This is a genomic window from Bifidobacterium samirii (genome assembly GCF_003952945.1).
Lineage (GTDB): Bacteria > Actinomycetota > Actinomycetes > Actinomycetales > Bifidobacteriaceae > Bifidobacterium > Bifidobacterium samirii.
The window spans coordinates 26,298-43,709 of record NZ_QXGK01000006.1 but is presented as its reverse complement, the minus strand read 5'-3'; the positions used below and the strand labels follow the sequence as shown (position 1 = coordinate 43,709).

Genomic DNA, 17,412 nt, shown 5'->3' with positions numbered 1-17,412 from the left:
AGGCCGACCTCGAAGCCGCCGCCATCCTCGCGCGCGACCGCGGCGGCGAACCCGTGTCGCAGCACGATCCGGACTATGCGGCCATCGACGCGATCATCACGCGCACGAAGCGGCTGTGCGCCGAACTCAACGCCGGCTATCACGAGCCGGAGGAGGTGCATGCGCTGTTCGAGGGGATCGTGGGGCATCCGGTCGACCCGTCGTTCCGGCTCAATCCGCCGTTTTACACGGATTTCGGGCGCAACATCACCGTCGGGCGAGGCTCGTTCGTCAACTGGGGATGCACGCTCATGGACCGCGGCGGCATCACCATCGGCGACGGCACGTTCATCGGACCGAACGTGCAGCTCATCACCATCAACCATCTGCGCGACCCGCAGCAGCGGGCCACAACCGTCTCGAAGCCCATCGTCATCGGCGACCGCGTGTGGATCGGCGCGGGAGCGACCGTCCTGCAGGGCGTGACGATCGGCGACGGCGCGATCGTCGGCGCTGCCGCGGTCGTCACGCACGACGTCGCGCCCGGCGCGATCGTCGCCGGCAACCCGGCGCGCGTCATCGGGCACGTGTGAAGCGCACGACCAACCACCACATCACCACCGCATCGTCTTCCCCGTCTTCCCGCCGCACCGTCGTCACGACCTCGCAGCGGGGAGACGGACTGTGACGGTGGTGCCCTGGCCTTTGGCGCTGCGCACGTCGATGAAGCCGCGACTCAGGTCCACGGCGCGTCTGACCATCGCCATGCCGAGCCCGCTGCCCTGCGCGGCGTGCGACGTGTCGCCCTGGTAGAACTTGTCGAACATGCGGGCCACCTCCCCCTCGGTCATGCCGCAGCCGTCGTCGGCGATCTCGACCAGCACCATGCCGCCGTCCGACCACTGGCGGACGCGCACGTGCCCTCCCGATTCGGTGTATTTGAGCGCGTTGCCGAGGATGTTGCTCCAGATGAGCGCGGTGATGTCCGGATCGGCGTGGATCAGGGCACGGTCCTCCAGATCGCACTCCAGATCGATGTCCTTCTGGGTGAACAGGTCGTCGAGCGTGATGATCTCCTCGGCCAGCTGACGCGCCACATCCATATCGACGGCCTGGGAGACGATGGTCTGGCTTTCGAGCCTGCTGAGTTTGAGGATGTTCGTGACCAGCGCGTTGAGCCGGTCGGAGGCGGCGATGATGGTCCGGACGCATTCCGTACGCCGGCTCTCGTCCATGTCGGGGTTGCGCAGCAAGGCGGCGTAGTTCCGGATGACGGCCAGCGGATTCCTGATCTCATGGCTCACGTTGGACACGAAGTCGTTCTTCATCGTCTCGATGCCGCCCAGCTCCTCGACCATCGTGTTGAAGTCGGCGAACATCTGATCGGTCGAGTTCCAGTCGCGGCCGCCCTCGAGATGGTCGGGGGCGAGGTAGACGGAGAAGTCGCCCTGCGCGACCCTGCCGGCGGCCTCGCCGATCCGCATCATCGGCCGTTCCACCCGCTCGTGGATCTGCCGGCCCGTCCACCAGGCGAAGGCCACCGCCAGCGCCAGCCAGTACACGATGACGACGAACGCGAGCAGATAGCCGACCTCGTCGAATACGGGCAGCAGTCGCGGCAGCCAGATGATCAGGCTCATCTGCCCGGCCGCCGCCGCGATGAACGCGACGAACGACCACAGCACGATCCATCCGGACAGCGGACCGGACGTCATCATCATGCCGTTACGGAGGCCCTCCCGCGCCGGCCCCACCGGACGCTCCTCATCATGCATATCGCGCTCCCCGTCCTCTTCGTCACCGGCACCGCCGCCTACCGGGCCGGCACCGCCTTGTATCCCAGGCCGCGCACGGTCAGGATGCTGAAATACGGGCAGTCGGCGAACTTCTGGCGCAGGTGCGTGATGTACACGTCGGCGACGCGCAGGTTGTTGTCCGCGTCCTGCCCCCAGAACTCGTCCATGAGCTGCCCGCGGGAGAACACCCGTCCCGGGTAGCTCAGCATCTTGTACAGGATGTTGAACTCGCGCACGGTCAGCTCCACCGGATTGCCGTCCCATTGGGCCGACATGGCCCCCGCGTCGAGTTCCAGTCCGCCGACCTTGAGCACCTGACTCTCCTCGATGCCCGCGCGCCGCAGCAGCGCTTCGACGCGCAGCTCCAGTTCGTCCAGTTCGATCGGCTTGACCATGTAGTCGTCCACGCCGGTGCGGAATCCGTGCCGTTTCGACGCCATGTCGTCGCGAGCGGTCACGAAGATGATCGGCAGATGCCCGTCCAGCTGGCGCAGTCGTGCGGCGAACTCGAATCCGTCCGTCCCCGGCATCATGATGTCCGAAATCACCAGATCGACGATTCTGCCGCGCATGGCCGTGTACGCCTCGTTCACGTTCAGGCAGCCGAATACCGTATGCCCGGCGTCGCGCAGGTACATGCACATGATGTCGTTGAGTTCCTTCTCGTCCTCAACGACCACGATGGTCGCCATGACCGCTCCTCCCGTCCGTTCGGCCGTTCTCCCCGATGGCATCCGGGGTTGCGATTTCAGGTTACTCCGATGTCCCGTTTCCGGCGTCACGGCCGGACGTTCCGCCCGCGGCGACGCTGATGCCGCCGTCGCGCAGCAGCAGCGAGTTCGCACGCCGGCATACGTCGTAGTTCACGTCGTACAGATGGTCGATCGCCGGTTCGCTGCGTTCCGCCACGATCCGCCGCACCCACTTGGCGATCGGATGTGCGCCGAACCAGCATAGGAATCCGGGGACCGCCAGTATGACCATCAGCATCATCAGCCCGCCCAGGTAGGCGAACGTGGCGCCGCCGAGGAACACGCATCCCGCCAGACCGACGCTCCACCCGACGATCGACGACTTGCGCGCGGGAGCCCGGTTCAGCGTTTCCAGTTCGCGCAGATGCGCGTCGAACTGCCGCTGCAGACGGGTCAGTTCGGCGCGGTTGAGCAGGTTGCGGTCGCGCCTGAACTCCAGCACGCCGCGCCTCGACCCGTCGGTCGGCGTCCAGCCGAAGTTGTGGTAGGCGTCGGCCACCATCGACCGGAGCGCGTCGCCCACCTTCACGGACGTGTATTCGTATCCGACGAAATCCGGCGTCGGCCCCGCTGTCTGCCGTTCCATGTCAGTCTCCCTGATGGCTGTGGTCCTTCCGCGCCGACCGGCCCAGGTGGAGGGCTCCGCGGTCGCGCGTTCGATGTCGTCCATGACATTAGGGGCAATCGTCAATATGACATTGGGGGAATGTTAACGAATCATTAAACGATCGGGTTCCCGGCGTCGCGGGCGGACGGCGCCGAGGCCGTCCGCCCGACCCCGGCAATCGGTCTGGCGGCCATCCGCGACGGGACGGGATGCGATCCGGCCGACGTTTAATGAACCGTCAACATTGCATTAGCAATCGCATGGAACACGACCCATAGCCTGTGGATCATCGACGGCGGGAACCTCCCGACCGCCATCACCACACGGCAAAGGAAAGGTCGTCACCATGACGAAGAAGAACTTCATCACCATGATCCTGGGCACCATCGGCGGCATGCTGTTCGGCATCGGCATGTGCATGTGCATGCTCCCCGAATGGGGAGCATTCAACCAAGGCGTCGGCGTCGGCGTGGTCGGCGCGCTCGTGCTGCTCGTCGCACTGCTGGTCCGCCGACGCATGGAAGGCAAGCCCATGTTCGTGCCGCTGAGCCTGAAGACGGTAGGCGTCACGCTGCTGGCCATCCTCGGCGCGCTGCTGCTGGGCATCGGCATGTGCCTGACGATGCTGTGGCACAGCCTCGTGATCGGCATCGTCATCGGACTGCTCGGCATCGTGGCGCTGCTCATGCTCATCCCCCTGTGCAAGGGCCTCAAGGACTGACCGGACCCCATCCGGAAGGAGCATCCCATGGCGACTTCACCGATCGTCAGCATCAACAAGCGCATCGCAGAGAAGGTCGTCGGCGCCCATCACGCCATCGAACGCACCGTCGTCGGCGGATACCAGGCCATCGAACACGGCATGGTCGACGGCTTCACCGCCATCTCGGACGGGTTCGTCGAACGATTCCTCACCGAGGACGGCGAGACCGTCGAGGACGCCAAGCGGCGGCTGGCCGAGGAGCAGGGGGCGCGACGGGACGCCGAGCAACAACGACGGGACGAACGCGACAACGCCGAGCAAGCCCGCCGCCAGAACCATCAGGACCATCATCACCATCGCAACGGCCGTCGCTGACCGGCACGGAACACCACCGGACGTCACCGAACATCAGCAACACCAACCCATCCCGACCGAAAGGAATCCATCATGAGCAGGGGCATCATCGCCGCAGTCGTCGTCGCCATCGTCGCCATCATCGGCGTCGCCGTCAACAAGTTCCGCCAGTAGACCCACCATCGCAATGAAGCCCCCGACTATCGTCGGGGGCTTCATCATGTCCGAGGTCGGCAACCATCGCATCCGTCAGTGGTTGAACGCCATGACGCCGACGAGGGCGTGCGGCACGTACGGCTCCTCCAGGTAGGCGATCTCTTCGTCGCTAAGCGTCAGCCCGAGCGCCTCGACCGCGCCGTCCACATGATGCGGCTTGGTCATGCCGACGACGGGCGCGGTGACCTTGGTGAGCAGCCAGGCGAGCGCCACAGCGGTCATCGACGCCCCGTGGCGTTCGGCGACTTCGGCGACGCGGGCGATGACGGCGTTGTCCGCGTCGGCGGTCGCGTCGTACTTGGAGTGCGCGACCCGGTCCTCGACGAGTCGCTTGGTGGCTTCGGAGCCGGGCAGGCGGGTGAGCCGTCCGGCGGCGAGCGCGCTGTACGGGGTCATGGCGATGCCGTCCTCGCGGCACATCTGCGTCAGTTCGCGCTCGTCCTCACGGGCGATGAGGTTGTAGTGACTTTGGATGGACACGATCTTCGCCCAGCCGTTCGCTTCGGCCAGCGCGTTGAGCTTGGCGAGCTGGTACGGGTGGCAGTTGGAGATGCCGATGGCGCGCGCCTTGCCGGAGGCGACGGCCTCGTTCATGCCTTCCATGACCTCGGCCATGTCGGTGTGGTAGTCCCACATGTGGCAGATGTACAGGTCCACGTAGTCCATGCCGAGGTGGGCAAGGCTCGCATCGAGGTTGTTGAGGACGTGGCGGCGGCCGTCGACGCCGGCGTCGCGTTCGGCGTCGGTGCGCGGCAGGAACTTGGTGGCGATCTGGTAGTCGTCGCGCCTGCCGGCGATGTCGCGCAGGGCGCGGCCGACGTACGCTTCGCTGGTGCCGTCCGCGTAGCCGATGGCGGTGTCGTAGAACGTGATGCCCTGCTCGTAGCCGTAGCGGATGATGTCGCGGGTGCGCTCCTCGTCGAGGATCCACGAATGATGGCCGAGCCGCGCGTCGCCGAATCCCATGCATCCCATGCAGATGCGCGAGACGGTCACGTCGCTGTTGCCGAGCCTGGTGTATTCCATGATCGCCGCCTTTCATTGCCTTCGTCAGTCGGTTACACGATAGGTTCGCCGCCCGCCCGCGTCCAATAGCCCACCCCGATACCCCGCCATGCCCGCCGCGCATGGCCACGCCGCCGGCAGGACCGGCCGCCGGACGAACCTTCATCCGCGTCTGCGTCATGCCGGCGACTACAATGCGATTCGGCATCACCCGCCGCGCATCCGACCGGACACGACGGATGACGTCGGGAAGGGGATCGAATCCATCATGCCGTTGATCACGAGGGAACGGAAGCAGGGAAAGAAGCATCGGCCGGAGAACATGCGGGCGCACGGGGACGACGGGCTCATGACCTCGTCCATCCTGCTCATCATGGGAGCCGGGTTCTTCTACATGTCCGGAACGATGATGGGCACCACGCTGATCGTCGGCTACGCGCACACGTTGGGCGCGGGCGGCGAGCTCGCCGGCATTCTCGCCGGCATGATGAACATCGTCTCCCTGTTCTGCCGCCCCTGGGCGGGACGGTTCAGCGACCGCGCCCCGCTGCGGCGCTTCTCGGCCGGCGCGCTTCTGCTGCTGGCGGCCGCGAACGCCGGCTATATGGTCGCGTCGAACCCGGTGACGCTGCTCGTCGCGCGCATCGCCAACGGCGTCGGCTTCTCCTGCCTGTCCGTATGTCTCGCCGCATGGCTGACGTCCCTGATTCCTTTGGCGCATATCGGCAAGGGCATGGGATACTACGGCATGGTCAACGCGTTGGCCATGGCGCTCGGCCCGGCCGCCGGCATCCGTCTGCGCGCCGCGTTCGGCTATCGGGCGGTGTTCGCGGTCGCCGTCGCGGAGATGGTCGCCGCGCTGGCGCTGACGGCATGCGTTCGCAGCGACGGCACCCGGCGTGCGACCTCCTCGAAGGCGAGGGCGGCGTCCGTGCCGTCGGATCCGTCAGAACGGGCGGGTGCGGGCGTGCGCGGATTCCTAGAGCGTGTCATTTCGGTGCGTGTGCTGCCCGTCGCGCTCGTGTTCATGCTGTTCGCGATCCCCTATTGCGCCACGCAGTCGTATATCGTCACCATCGTTGAGGCGCGGCGACTGCCGGTGGATGTCGGCCTGTTCTTCCCGTTGTATGCGGCAGCGCTGCTGGTGCTGCGCATCGTGATGCGCAACCTGTTCGACGCCCGCCCGTTCGGCTGGTTCCTGTGGTTGTGCGCGGCGTGCATGATCCTGTCGCTTGGCGCGTTGTCCGTCATGCGCGGCGACGGCCTGATGGCCGTGGCCGCCGTGTTCATGGCTGCCTCCTATGGTGTGATGAGTTCGGTCAGCCAGTCCTCCGCCGTGCGTCTGGCCGGGGCCGGTCATGGCGGACGCGGCAACGGCACGTACTATATCGGTCTCGACCTGGGCATGGCGTTGGGGCCGATCATCGGCGGATTGCTGCATGCGCGCCTCGACGCGGCGTGGTTCTTTCCGGCGCTGATGGTCACGATGCCGATGGCCGTCATCGTGTACGAGATGATGCGCACGTTCCACCATCGGCACGGCTGATACGGACTGATAGAGGCTGATATGCGGCGAGGACGGTGCGGACCTTCGATGAAGGTCCGCACCGTCCTTATGTTCGATGGCGCCCCTACGTCGTTGCCGACGTGCGACCACCGTCTGTCCGATGTGTCGCGTCCTACTTGAGCGCGCGGTATGCGTCGTCGTCGACGGGTTCGAGCCATTCGTTGCTGGCGCCTTCGACGACGGGCATGACGGCGACGTGCGCGAACGCCTCAGTGGGGGCGGCGCCGTGCCAGTGCTTGGTCTCCGGCGGGATGTAGGCCACGTCGCCGGGCTTGAGCTCGACCGGCTCCTGGCCTTCGATCTGGTAGTAGCCTCGGCCGCCGACGCCCAGCAGGATCTGGCAGACGCCGTGGTGGATGTGCCAGTGGTTGATGCAGCCGGGCTCGAAGGTCACGTTGGCGACGTTGACCTGCCCGTCGCCGGCGAGCGGCGCGAGATGGCTCTGGCCCGTGAAGTACTGCGCGTACGCGTCGTTCGGCGCGCCCATGGGGAACATGCTCGGATTGTCCATGTCATCCGTCCTTTCGATGCTGGTTTTCACCGTTTCGTTGCCTTCACTACGGCCAGCCGCGTCGACGCCGACACGTCGCCGGCCGCATCCCCATCGACGCTACGCACTTCAAGCACTCGAAGTCAACATTGCGATTCATGGAACATGAAAACACACTCCATCATGTACTAATATATTAGTAATTAATACCCATTTGGATAGAAATTGCTAATATATTAGTATGTTTGATTTGCTTGACGCCCCCATGCCCGGCGATGTGACCGCCGCCATAGCGCAGCGTATGACCGCCCGGCGCAAGGAGCGCGGACTGAGCCAGCCGGCCCTGGCGGAACGCTCCGGCGTAAGCCTCGGTTCGATTCGCCGCTTCGAACAGATCCACGAGATCTCCCTCAGCGCACTGGTACGCATCGCGTTCGCCTTGGATTGCGAACAGGACTTCGACGCATTGTTCGCACAACCCCATTACGGCAGCATCGACGACGTCATCGCAGCCGCGAAACATGACAGGAGCCGTTCATGACCACCCCGCTTCCGGGCACCGACCGTGTCCGCGTCATCATCGACGGCGAAACCGTCGGCTGGCTCACCATGTCGCCGAACCGCACGCTGGCGTTCGCATACGAACCATCCTGGCTGAGCGACGGCTTCTCCATCAGTCCCCTGAGCCTGCCGTTAAGGGAAGGCGTCTTCATCGCGAAGCGGGAGCCGCTCAACGGCATGTTCGGCGTGTTCGACGACAGCATGCCCGACGGGTGGGGCCGGCTGCTCACCGACCGGATGCTGCGCCGTCACGGCATCGACCCGTATACGGTCGGCCTGCTGCCACGTCTGTCGATTGTGGGCGCAAGCGGCATGGGGGCGTTGGAATACGAGCCGGCCACCACGGTCGACGATGAACCAGATGACCCGTCCGATTTCGACTCGCTCGCACAGGAATGCCTGCGACTGCTGAACACCGATTTCTCCGAAGATCTCGACCGCCTGTTCGCGCTCGGCGGCTCGTCCGGCGGCGCACGCCCGAAGATCCTCACCACCATCGACGGGGAGGATTGGATCATCAAATTCCCATCCTCCATGGACTCCCCCGCCATAGGCCGAGAGGAATACGACATCTCCGCACTCGCACGGGAATGCGGCATCGAGATGCCCGAGACGCGACTGTTCCCCTCACACCGTTGCGAAGGCTATTTCGGCGTCAGACGGTTCGATCGCACGATTCGCCCGGACGGCGGAGTCGCAAGAATCCACATGGTCTCGGCAAGCGGGCTTTTGGAGACGTCGCATCGCATCGCCAATCTGGATTACGGGCTGCTCATGCGCCTGACCATGCGCATCACCGACAGCGCCGAGGAATGCGAGCGTCTGTACCGACTGATGTGCTTCAACGTGTTCATCGGCAACCGTGACGACCATGGCAAGAACTTCTCCTACCTGTACGATCGGGCGCGCGGCGGATGGCGTCTCTCCCCCGCCTACGATCTGACCGAGAACCCCGGCATCAACGGCGAGCACACCACGTCGGTCGGCGGCAAGGGACGTGGCATCACCATCGACGACATGGCCGGCATCGGCATGCGGGCGGGGATTCCCCGCGCCCGCTGCCGGTCCATCGCCGCCGACATCCGCGCTCGCGTCGCGGCCGCCGGATTCACGCCGCGCGACTGAGCGGTTCTATGTCAGCCGTTCAGCCACGCCGTGACGACCTGGGCGACGGCGGCCGCGTCGTGCTGGGCGGTGGCGCCGCGCAGTTCCAGTCCGTCGGCGACGGTCGCACCGACGGCGATGTCGCGGATGGAGGCGGCGGTATCGGCCAGGCCGCTGCCTTCGTGGGTGCAGAACGGGCGGATGGTCACGCCGCGCCAGTCGCGGCTTTCGAGGAACGTGTAGACGGGCATCGGCATGTCGGCCCACCAGATCGGGTAGCCGAGGAACACGGTCGTCGCCGTGTCGAGCGCGGCCGCGTCGCCGTCGAGCGTGAACGCGGGCCGTGCGGCCGCGTTGCGTTCGCGCGTGGCCTGCGCGATGGCGGCGTCGTAGACGTCCGGATACGCGCGGTCCGGCACGATTTCGATGGCCGACGCACCGACCTGTTCCGCGATGGCGTGGGCGACCTTCGCCGTGTTGCCTTCCGTGATCTCGCCGACCGCATAGTTCTCGCCGATGCGCGAGAAGTACACGACGACTGCCTGCTGTGATTCGTTCGTCATGGTTGTGCCCTTCCTGGCTGCGGATGATGCGGTCAGTCCTGCGGACGCAACGGGCCGTAGAAGTAGCTGGCGGTGGCGCCGCCGTCGACGAGGATATCGGCGCCGGTGATGAACGCGCCGCGCTCGCTCATGAGCAGTTCGGCCACGTTGGCGACCTCATCGGCGGTGCCGGGGCGTCCGGCGGGGCATTTGGCGAACATGTTCTTGTAGAAGTCGCCGCGCTCGCGGCCGTCACCGCCGCCGACCTCGCCGGCGTGCCGGTCATCGTGCCGCAGGGCGTGCTGACGCGCGGCGACCTGTCCGGATGGTTCGGACGCCACGGCGGTTCGCTGGCCGTCGTCGGCACGATGAACCTCATGTACAACGCCGCCTGCTTCGTGCAGGAGGGCTACGGCTGCGCGATTGGCCCCGCAGGCCTCGTGGACACCTCATGGGAGTCGCAGCTCACGTTCCGCCCGCTCGACCCGCCGATGCGCACGAGTCTGGCGATCGCATGGAAACGCAACCAGCCGATGACGCCGGCCGCCGCCGCGTTCCTCGAGGAACTGCGCAAGCTCGTCTGACGGAGACGCAGGCTGCGATCCGCTTCGCAACGGACGCGCAATCAGCGTGCTTGCGTGTCCATAGTGAAGTTTCGGGCCATGAAAACTTCGCAACGGGCACGCAGACGCTCCGATCGCGCGTCCATCGTGAAGGCAGACGGTCGGCGGCACGGGGCGACGGGTACGAAAAAGGCGGCCATGCGGCGCACGCCGCACGACCGCCGACCGTCATCGACGGAGATCCGTCAGAAGAGCAGCAGCGCGACGCCGGCGGCGAAGCACATGAGCAGCACGGACGTCAGGAAGCTGGCGAGCAGGGCCATGCGGCCCTTGGACGCGATGGCCCTGAAGTTCACGTTGATGCCCAGCGCGGCCATCGCCATGCCGAGCACGATGTACGCGAAGTCGACCAGCGTCGGCGTGATCGCGGCGAGCGCCGGCACGAACGTGCCGATCACGGACGCACCGATGAAGCCGAGCATGAACCAGGGGAACACGGATGCGCGTTTGCCGGCGGCGCGGTCCGCGTCGTCGACGTGGCGGCGTCCCCACCAGTAGGCGATGGCGACGGCGGCGAACACGAGCATGAGCACACGCGACAGCTTCATGATCGTGGCGATGTCGACCGCGCCGAACGCGTCGCCGGCGGCGACCGCGTGCGCGATCTCGTGCAGGGATGCGCCGGCGGTGATGCCCAGCTGGGTGGTGGTCATGCCGGTGAACGGGCCGAGCGCGATCTCGATGAGCGCGAACACGGTGCCCATGATCGCGACGATCGCGACGGCCATGGTCACGTCGTCGTTCTTCTCGTCCTGCCGGTCGTCGGGCACCTGGATGGAGCCGGCGAGGCCCATGACGGCGGCCGCGCCGCAGATGCCGGTGCCGCCGGCGGTGAGGATCGCGAGCATCGGGTCGACGCCGAGCCTGCGCGCGATCGCATAGCAGACGACGATCACGAGGGTGACGACCACGGCGGCGATGGGCAGGCATTTGACGCCCTGCGTGAACAGGACCTCGAGGTTGAGCTTGAAGCCGAGCAGGATGATGCCCAGGCGCAGCAGCTTGTTGGAGATGAGTCCGGCCGCGTCCTTGACGCCCGCCTTGCGCTCAGCATTCCCGCCCACGTAGGCGCCGCGGATCGGGAACTGGACCGCCATGCCGATGAGCAGGGCGATGATGAGCGCGCCGAACAGGCTGAATCCGGGGAACTGTTTGAGCCAGGACGCGACGAGCGACGCGAGCAGCGTCACGACGGCGATGAACGCCATATCGACGGTGGCGATGCGACGCCACCACTTCATGCAGAAATCTTTCACATGCGACCATTCAACTCGCACGCCCTCCCAAACCGGCGGAACGGGCCGCCATCCGGGACGTGGATACGCGTGGCCCCCGGAACCGCGGGGTTCCGGGGACCACGTGGGCACGGCCCGCCGTCGGGACCGTCGGATGACGGCATATGGCGACGGAGCCGGTGCATGCCGGCGATGCCGCGTCGTCAGCGGGGCATCATGATGAGCATCATCTTGGACGGCTCCTCCGCGTAGATCGCGTGGGGCAGGCGGGTCGGGAAGTGCAGCATGCCGCCGGGCACGAGGTCCACGGTCCTGTCGCCGCCGGTCACCTTGAGGCGGCCTTCGAGGCACTGGACCAGCACCGGCATCGCCGCGGTGTGCTCGCTCAGCTCCTCGCCCTTGTCGAAGGAGAACAGCACGACGTTGGCGCCCTCCACCTGCATGACGGTGCGCGACACCGTCGCCTCCGGCTGCACGGTCACCATCGGCGCGAGCGCGTCGATGAACTCCATCACGGTCGACGGGTCGGCCTGCGTCTCGGTCGTCACATCATCGGTCATGGCAACTCCTTAGTTCGTGTTCGTATGAGGTGACCCTCGCCACCAGCTTATCCCCGCACGCGCGTGGAACCGCGCAGACCCGCCCGGGTCCGCACGCCCCGCACGATGCGGCGTCGTCTCCTAGTCCCGGCAGCGCGCCACGAAGGCGACGCCGTCGAGCATGTCCCCGTATTTCGCGAATACGCGGCGCATGGCCAGCACGCGCCCGCGCAGGTCGGGATGGGTCAGCAGGTTGCGCACGATGCGCAGCACGCCGGCCACGCCCTCATCCGCGAGATTGCGGCGCACCCCGAGCAGCGCCATCGGCTCGACGCCGCTCCACACCACGTCGAACCCCTCCGATTCGAGCAGAGCACGCCATTCGCCGTCGGTCAGCGGACGGGCGTTGACCCGGATGGCCGTCGCCAGATTCCGGCGCACCGCGTCCTTGAGCGAATCCGGCAGGTCGTCCGGCGTCAGTCCCATCTCATGGATCGCGTACAGGCCGCCCGGCTTGAGGATGCGGCGCGCCTCGGCGATGACCGCCCGCTTGCCGCGCTCCGACTGCATGGTGAGCATCGCCTCGCCGACCACCACGTCCGCCTCGCCGTCCGGCAATCCGGTGGCGGCGGCGTCGGCCTGGAAACAGGTGCCGCCGATCGGCGCGACCATCGGCCCGATGATGGCCGCCACCCGGCCGTCGCGGTCGACGCCGGTGTAGCCGGACGGGCCGGCCTGCATGATCAGCCGCGTGGTGCGGCCCAATCCGGGCGCGAATTCGACCACCTTCCGTCCGGCGAGCGGCGCATGCGCCAGCATCCGCCTGGTGAGCCGCTCGCCGCCGGGGCGCAGCACCCGTTTGCCGAGCCGGGCCAGCACCCAATGTCCCTGCATATGCTCCACGGCGCGGTCGGCCTGCGGCAGCCCGTCGTCGTGCTTCACAGTCGTGGCATGTTCGTTCATGCGCGACAGCATAGGCGCAGCGGGTCGCGAACAACAGTCTTGTTTTTCGCCGCCGACCGTGGTATGGACGCGGCCGTGCAGCGCCGGACGTTCGGCCATGACGGTCGGCGCGGTCCGACGGACGGTTTCGCCACGGACGGACGGTTTCGCCACGGACGAAACGCAAGCCCCCTCCCGCAAGCCGACGGATCCCCACGTAGCATGGCAGGTGGGCGACGACCGTCAACGGCGCCCCGCCATCCGACGACGATGGCGACACCATGACGCAGGCATCACGCACCACGTAAGGAGACCCGATGAAGACCCTCGTCCTCGTGTTCCACCCCGATCTGAAGAACCGTTCCAACGCCAACGCGGCGCTCGCCAAGGCCGCCTCGGCGATGCCGGGCGACGCCGTCACCGTGCGCGACGAGTACGCGCTGTATCCGGACGGCCGCATCGACGTGGCCGCCGAGCAGCGGCTCGTCGAGGAGCACGATCGCATCGTGCTGCAGTTCCCGCTCTACTGGTATTCCGCGCCCGCCCTGCTCAAGGAGTGGGAGGATCAGGTGCTCGCGTACGGCTGGGCGTACGGCGACGGCGGCGAGGCGCTCAATGGCAAGGAGCTGACCGTCGCACTCACCGCCGGCGGCCCCGCCTCCGAATACCAGCATGATGACGGCGGTGCGACCATCGACGAGGTGCTCGCGCCGTACCGCATGACCGCCCGCTACACGCACGCCGTGTGGGGCGAGCCGTTCACCGTCTTCCGCTCCATGGAACTCGCCGACGACGAGCTCGCCGCCGCAGGCGAGGCGTACCGCGCGTTCCTCGGCCGGTAGGCGTGACAGACCTGCCGGTTTGGAGAACCTCCGGCCGTTCTTTTCTTCGCAATGGACACGCAACCGCCACGTCCGCGTGTCCGTTGTGAATTTTCGGGGACTCAAATCTTCGCAATGGACACGCAGACGCTCCGATTGCGAGTCCATTGCGAGGATTCCATCTTCGCGTCATCACGCCACCGACGAGGCCCCTTTAACGCATTCGGTAAAGGCTCTCACTCCACGTCCTCGCAATCGGCACGCAATCGATGATCGTGCGTGCCCGTTGTGAGGTTTCAGCACCATAAAACATCACAACGGACACGCAAGGTCTTCGATTGCGCGTTCTCTGCGAAGGGCCGACTTCCCAAGAACGGCCGATCACCCATCAGGGGCGGCACAACCATCACGGACCGGTCAGGCAAGGCCGCGGACAAGCCGGTCCCCCGATGCAGGGGCCGCAGGCGTCGGAAGATATCACACAACCGTTCAAGAGGCATCGCGCAGCCGAGTTATCCACATCAGACCGCCGCGACACGCCGACGAATCGAGCTTTCGACCACATACCCCGATTCGCGTTGCGCACCGGACGCGCGCGCCCGCATCATGACGTCATGAGAAGCCATCCCGACATCGACCGGCTCCGTGCCGAAGCCGAACGTTACCGGCGCTGTTTCGTACCTGAAACCAGCGCCCAGCGACATGCCGTCGTCACCCGGGTGAAGGCGGGGATTCTGGTCCGCCCGCATCGGGGCATGTATGCCGACGCCGGATACTGGGAGTCTCTTGACCCCGCCGAGCGGACGCGCCATATCATCCGCACCCTCGCCCGGCAACGGCCCGGTCGCGTCTTCGCCGGGTTGAGCGCCGCCGCGATGATGCAGCTCGAATACGGATGGCGTCTGCACGATGACGGAGCCATCTTCCTCGCCTCGTCTTTCGGCAAGCGGATGTCCGCCGCGGGCGAGGGCTGTGCCGGCTCCGGAATATGCCGCATCGTCATGCGGCAGGCTCCGACCGTCATGATCGTCAGGACACGGGATGGACGGGGCTCCAGCACCGTGATTCTGCCCGTATCGTCGGATGCATCGAATCCGACGACCGGCGGTACGATGACCGGCGCGCCACCGTCCGCTTCGACGGCAATCAGACCCATCGTCGGAACTCCCGACGGACCGTCGGCCGTAACGGCGAATGTCATGCACCGTCCGGATTCATGGATCGACGGCATGTCGTCGGACATGGCGAATACCTCTCCGACGGTCCCACCGTCCGGCGTCGCATCGGACGTCGTGGACACGGTGCTCGTCACGTCGCCGGCGCGCACGCTGGTCGACTGCGGACTGCGGTACCCGTTCGTGGAGATGCTACCGATGTTCGACTCCGCTTTTCGACGCCATCTGGTCACCCGCGAGCAGATCCTGGAGGTGTGCGACGGCGTGCACGCCGACTGCGGCCACGTGTTCCGTCTGCTGCGTCATGCGAATCCGCTCAACGAGAACGGCGGCGAATCGCGCTGCTACGCGACGATCATCGACGAGGGATTCGCCGTGCCGCAATCGCAGGTCGTGTTCGTCGATCCGAACGCCCCATGGAACCGGTATCGCGCCGATTTCGTATGGCATACGCCGGACGGCCGCGTCATCGTATTGGAGTACGACGGCACGGCGAAATACGTCGATCCGACGATGACGAAGCGACGCGACGTCCGCGACGTCGTGCGCGCCGAACGCGAGCGTGAGGCCGCGTTGCGCCGCGCCGGCGTGACGACGATCATCCGCGTCAACCACGACGAGGTGGTACGGAGGGTTCCGCTGGTGCACAAGCTGCTGGAGGCCGGCGTGCCGATGGCGGTGGCTCACCCGCTGTACGAGCGTCCGGCCGGAACCGCCGCGGACGCGTGCTGATATCGGCATCCGGCCATCGGCCACGCAGCACTTCCCCGATCCGCCCAAGTCATTGGACGCGCGGCGACACCATACCCAACACCGAGGTGCATCCCGCCGCCGCCCTTGATTGCAACTTTTCGACGCCTCACGATGGTTTGATTATGCTGACGCTCTTCTCATCTTCGCAACGGACACGCAATCAGCACGACTGCATGTCCGTTGCGAGGTTTCAGCACCCCGAAACGTCACAGCGGACACGCAAGCCCTTTAGTTGCGAGTCCGTTGTGAAGTCTCGACGCCGTGAACTTTCACAACGGACACGCACTCACTCCGATTGCGATCCAGTTGCGAAGGCTCAACGCGTTCGCCATAGGACAATCACAGAGGTCATGACACCGGAGAGTGAATACATGCGATGGATTCCCCGTACCCGTCACGTCTTATGCCGCGATGTGGAAAGAACGGTTCCGGAGACCGGCCCATAGCCGAGAGTCAGGCGGCGCGGTCGGCCTTGTACGCCTCGCCCCACGACCACATCGCGTCGATGACGGGCTTGAGACTGCGGCCGGTGTCCGTCAGCGAGTATTCGACGCGCGGCGGCACCTCCGCGAACACCTCGCGGCGCACCAGCCCGTCCGACTCCATCTGCCTCAGGTTCGCGGTGAGCACCTTCTGCGAGATGTGCCCGATCGAACGGCGCAGCTCGCTGAACCGGCGGGTGCCGGGCAACAGGTCCCGGATGATGAGGATCTTCCACTTGTCGGAGATCAGCGTGAGCGTCGTCTCAACAGGACACGCCGGGAGAGAGTCGAGAGTCGTCATGATTGCACCCCTCATAATCGTTGGAATCATCCAATGGTTTCTTTCGGGATACTATAGCACTTTATTGTGCCTTCTTCCCTTTTGACTCGTACCTTCCTATCGTGATTCATGTCAACCGAACACGCGCGTCGCACGCCCTACGAATCGTCCGACGCGCACCAGGGAAAGGAAGAACCATGACCATCCGCATCGCAGTCGTCGCAGCCAACGGCAAGGCCGGCCGCCTCATCGTCGAGGAGGCCGTCGCGCGCGGCCTCGACGTGACCGCCGTCGTGCGCGGCGAGAACCGCACCGCCGCCCCGAACGCCATCGTCAAGGACCTGTTCGACCTGACCGCCGCCGACCTCGCCGGATTCGACGTCGTCGTCGACGCGTTCGGCGCCTGGACCGCGGAGACGCTGCCGCAGCACTCCACCACGCTCGCGCATCTGGCCGACATCCTCTCCGGCACCGACACGCGACTGCTCGTCGTCGGCGGCGCCGGCAGCCTGTACATGGACAGGGAGCACACCGTGCAGCTCAGCCAGACCGAAGGATTCCCGGAGGCGTTCGTCCCGCTCGCCACCGCCATGGGCGAGGCGCTCGCCGAGCTGCGCGGCCGCACGGACGTCAAGTGGACGTACGTCTCCCCGGCCGCCGACTTCCAGGCGGACGGCGAACGCACCGGCGCCTACGTGCTCGCCGGCGAGGAGTTCACCGCGGACGCGCAGGGCGCGAGCGCCATCAGCTACGCCGACTACGCCGTCGCCATGATCGACGAAGCCGTCGCCGCACCGTCCGACGCGCACGTCGGCAAGCGCATCTCCGTGCGCTGGTAGTCGGCATCGTCATCTGACGGCCGGTCGGCGTGCGACGATGGCGGCCG

Annotated in this window: 21 protein-coding genes and 1 pseudogene; 10 read left to right on the top strand and 12 right to left on the bottom strand. The window is 66.2% G+C overall.

Features of this window, described 5'->3' with window-relative positions; genetic code table 11:
- Positions 1-410 precede the first annotated feature (410 nt).
- Positions 411-563, top strand: a pseudogene (locus tag D2E24_RS10800) (DapH/DapD/GlmU-related protein); the annotation flags it as partial.
- A 72-nt stretch (positions 564-635) separates the two neighbouring features.
- On the opposite strand, the gene D2E24_RS04270 reads toward D2E24_RS10800, so the two are convergent.
- The 3 genes from D2E24_RS04270 to D2E24_RS04260 form a co-directional block, all read right to left on the bottom strand.
- Positions 636-1,700 (bottom strand): HAMP domain-containing sensor histidine kinase, encoded by a 1,065-nt coding sequence (locus tag D2E24_RS04270; RefSeq protein ID WP_241222854.1) that lies wholly within the window; start codon positions 1,698-1,700, stop codon positions 636-638.
- 92 nt (positions 1,701-1,792) lie between these two features.
- A complete protein-coding gene (locus D2E24_RS04265) occupies positions 1,793-2,467 on the bottom strand; it encodes a response regulator transcription factor (protein WP_125968084.1) in 675 nt (224 codons plus the stop codon).
- Positions 2,468-2,528: 61 nt separating this feature from the next.
- Positions 2,529-3,113 carry a hypothetical protein gene (locus D2E24_RS04260; protein ID WP_125968083.1) on the bottom strand — a complete coding sequence of 195 codons (585 nt, stop codon included), beginning with the start codon at positions 3,111-3,113 and terminating at the stop codon, positions 2,529-2,531.
- A gap of 367 nt (positions 3,114-3,480) precedes the next feature.
- Here D2E24_RS04260 and D2E24_RS04255 point away from each other — a divergent pair, with 367 nt between their 5' ends.
- Together D2E24_RS04255 and D2E24_RS04250 are read left to right on the top strand one after the other, a co-directional pair.
- On the top strand, positions 3,481-3,855 hold the full coding sequence (locus D2E24_RS04255; RefSeq protein ID WP_125968082.1) for a hypothetical protein: 375 nt from the start codon (positions 3,481-3,483) through the stop codon (positions 3,853-3,855).
- A 27-nt stretch (positions 3,856-3,882) separates the two neighbouring features.
- Entirely contained in the window at positions 3,883-4,212 is a 330-nt protein-coding gene (locus D2E24_RS04250; RefSeq protein WP_206430922.1) for a hypothetical protein, read from the top strand.
- Positions 4,213-4,440: 228 nt separating this feature from the next.
- Here D2E24_RS04250 and D2E24_RS04245 read toward each other — a convergent pair whose 3' ends face one another.
- On the bottom strand, positions 4,441-5,433 hold the full coding sequence (locus D2E24_RS04245) for an aldo/keto reductase (RefSeq protein WP_125968081.1): 993 nt from the start codon (positions 5,431-5,433) through the stop codon (positions 4,441-4,443).
- Between the two features lie 328 nt (positions 5,434-5,761).
- Between D2E24_RS04245 and D2E24_RS04240 the strand changes: the two genes are divergently transcribed.
- Entirely contained in the window at positions 5,762-6,958 is a 1,197-nt protein-coding gene (locus tag D2E24_RS04240) for an MFS transporter (RefSeq protein WP_164520999.1), read from the top strand.
- Positions 6,959-7,091: 133 nt separating this feature from the next.
- Here the strand turns inward: D2E24_RS04240 and D2E24_RS04235 are convergent, their stop codons facing one another.
- The gene (locus D2E24_RS04235) at positions 7,092-7,490 is read right to left on the bottom strand and encodes a cupin domain-containing protein (RefSeq protein ID WP_125968079.1); all 399 of its coding nucleotides are present in this window, start codon (positions 7,488-7,490) and stop codon (positions 7,092-7,094) included.
- 220 nt (positions 7,491-7,710) lie between these two features.
- Between D2E24_RS04235 and D2E24_RS04230 the strand changes: the two genes are divergently transcribed.
- Both D2E24_RS04230 and D2E24_RS04225 read left to right on the top strand, forming a co-directional pair.
- Complete coding sequence (locus D2E24_RS04230; protein ID WP_241222853.1) at positions 7,711-8,010, top strand: helix-turn-helix domain-containing protein; 300 nt, start codon at positions 7,711-7,713, stop codon at positions 8,008-8,010.
- Positions 8,007-9,155 (top strand): type II toxin-antitoxin system HipA family toxin, encoded by a 1,149-nt coding sequence (locus D2E24_RS04225; protein WP_125968078.1) that lies wholly within the window; start codon positions 8,007-8,009, stop codon positions 9,153-9,155. The genes D2E24_RS04230 and D2E24_RS04225 overlap by 4 nt, the downstream gene beginning before the upstream one ends.
- 11 nt (positions 9,156-9,166) lie before the next feature.
- Here the strand turns inward: D2E24_RS04225 and D2E24_RS04220 are convergent, their stop codons facing one another.
- Positions 9,167-9,697: a flavodoxin gene (locus D2E24_RS04220; RefSeq protein WP_125968077.1), complete on the bottom strand. Its 531-nt coding sequence runs from the start codon at positions 9,695-9,697 to the stop codon at positions 9,167-9,169.
- A gap of 32 nt (positions 9,698-9,729) precedes the next feature.
- Positions 9,730-9,972, bottom strand: a complete 243-nt coding sequence (locus D2E24_RS10575) for an SDR family oxidoreductase (RefSeq protein WP_277594681.1) — start codon at positions 9,970-9,972, stop codon at positions 9,730-9,732.
- Between D2E24_RS10575 and D2E24_RS10570 the strand changes: the two genes are divergently transcribed.
- Entirely contained in the window at positions 9,856-10,260 is a 405-nt protein-coding gene (locus D2E24_RS10570) for a substrate-binding domain-containing protein (protein ID WP_125968138.1), read from the top strand. The genes D2E24_RS10575 and D2E24_RS10570 overlap by 117 nt on opposite strands.
- A gap of 224 nt (positions 10,261-10,484) precedes the next feature.
- On the opposite strand, the gene D2E24_RS04205 is transcribed toward D2E24_RS10570, so the two are convergent.
- The 3 genes from D2E24_RS04205 to D2E24_RS04195 all read right to left on the bottom strand — a co-directional run bounded on the left by D2E24_RS04205 (position 10,485) and on the right by D2E24_RS04195 (position 13,036).
- A complete protein-coding gene (locus tag D2E24_RS04205; RefSeq protein WP_125968076.1) occupies positions 10,485-11,555 on the bottom strand; it encodes a YeiH family protein in 1,071 nt (356 codons plus the stop codon).
- 182 nt (positions 11,556-11,737) lie between these two features.
- The gene (locus tag D2E24_RS04200; protein ID WP_206430926.1) at positions 11,738-12,046 is read right to left on the bottom strand and encodes a cupin domain-containing protein; all 309 of its coding nucleotides are present in this window, start codon (positions 12,044-12,046) and stop codon (positions 11,738-11,740) included.
- A gap of 168 nt (positions 12,047-12,214) precedes the next feature.
- A complete protein-coding gene (locus tag D2E24_RS04195) occupies positions 12,215-13,036 on the bottom strand; it encodes a methyltransferase domain-containing protein (RefSeq protein ID WP_241222850.1) in 822 nt (273 codons plus the stop codon).
- A gap of 296 nt (positions 13,037-13,332) precedes the next feature.
- Here D2E24_RS04195 and D2E24_RS04190 point away from each other — a divergent pair, with 296 nt between their 5' ends.
- Positions 13,333-13,857, top strand: a complete 525-nt coding sequence (locus D2E24_RS04190; protein ID WP_125968074.1) for an NAD(P)H-dependent oxidoreductase — start codon at positions 13,333-13,335, stop codon at positions 13,855-13,857.
- Positions 13,858-14,497: 640 nt separating this feature from the next.
- Here D2E24_RS04190 and D2E24_RS04185 read toward each other — a convergent pair.
- The gene (locus D2E24_RS04185) at positions 14,498-15,079 is read right to left on the bottom strand and encodes a hypothetical protein (protein WP_125968073.1); all 582 of its coding nucleotides are present in this window, start codon (positions 15,077-15,079) and stop codon (positions 14,498-14,500) included.
- Between D2E24_RS04185 and D2E24_RS04180 the strand changes: the two genes are divergently transcribed.
- Positions 15,078-15,743, top strand: a complete 666-nt coding sequence (locus tag D2E24_RS04180; RefSeq protein WP_125968072.1) for a hypothetical protein — start codon at positions 15,078-15,080, stop codon at positions 15,741-15,743. The two genes, D2E24_RS04185 and D2E24_RS04180, sit on opposite strands and share 2 nt — an antisense overlap.
- Before the next feature lie 474 nt (positions 15,744-16,217).
- On the opposite strand, the gene D2E24_RS04175 is transcribed toward D2E24_RS04180, so the two are convergent.
- A complete protein-coding gene (locus D2E24_RS04175) occupies positions 16,218-16,577 on the bottom strand; it encodes a winged helix-turn-helix transcriptional regulator (RefSeq protein ID WP_125968071.1) in 360 nt (119 codons plus the stop codon).
- A gap of 146 nt (positions 16,578-16,723) precedes the next feature.
- On the opposite strand from D2E24_RS04175, the gene D2E24_RS04170 reads away from it, so the two are divergent.
- Positions 16,724-17,365, top strand: coding sequence for an SDR family oxidoreductase (locus D2E24_RS04170; protein ID WP_125968070.1), 642 nt, complete (start codon positions 16,724-16,726; stop codon positions 17,363-17,365).
- The last annotated feature ends 47 nt before the right edge of the window (positions 17,366-17,412 follow it).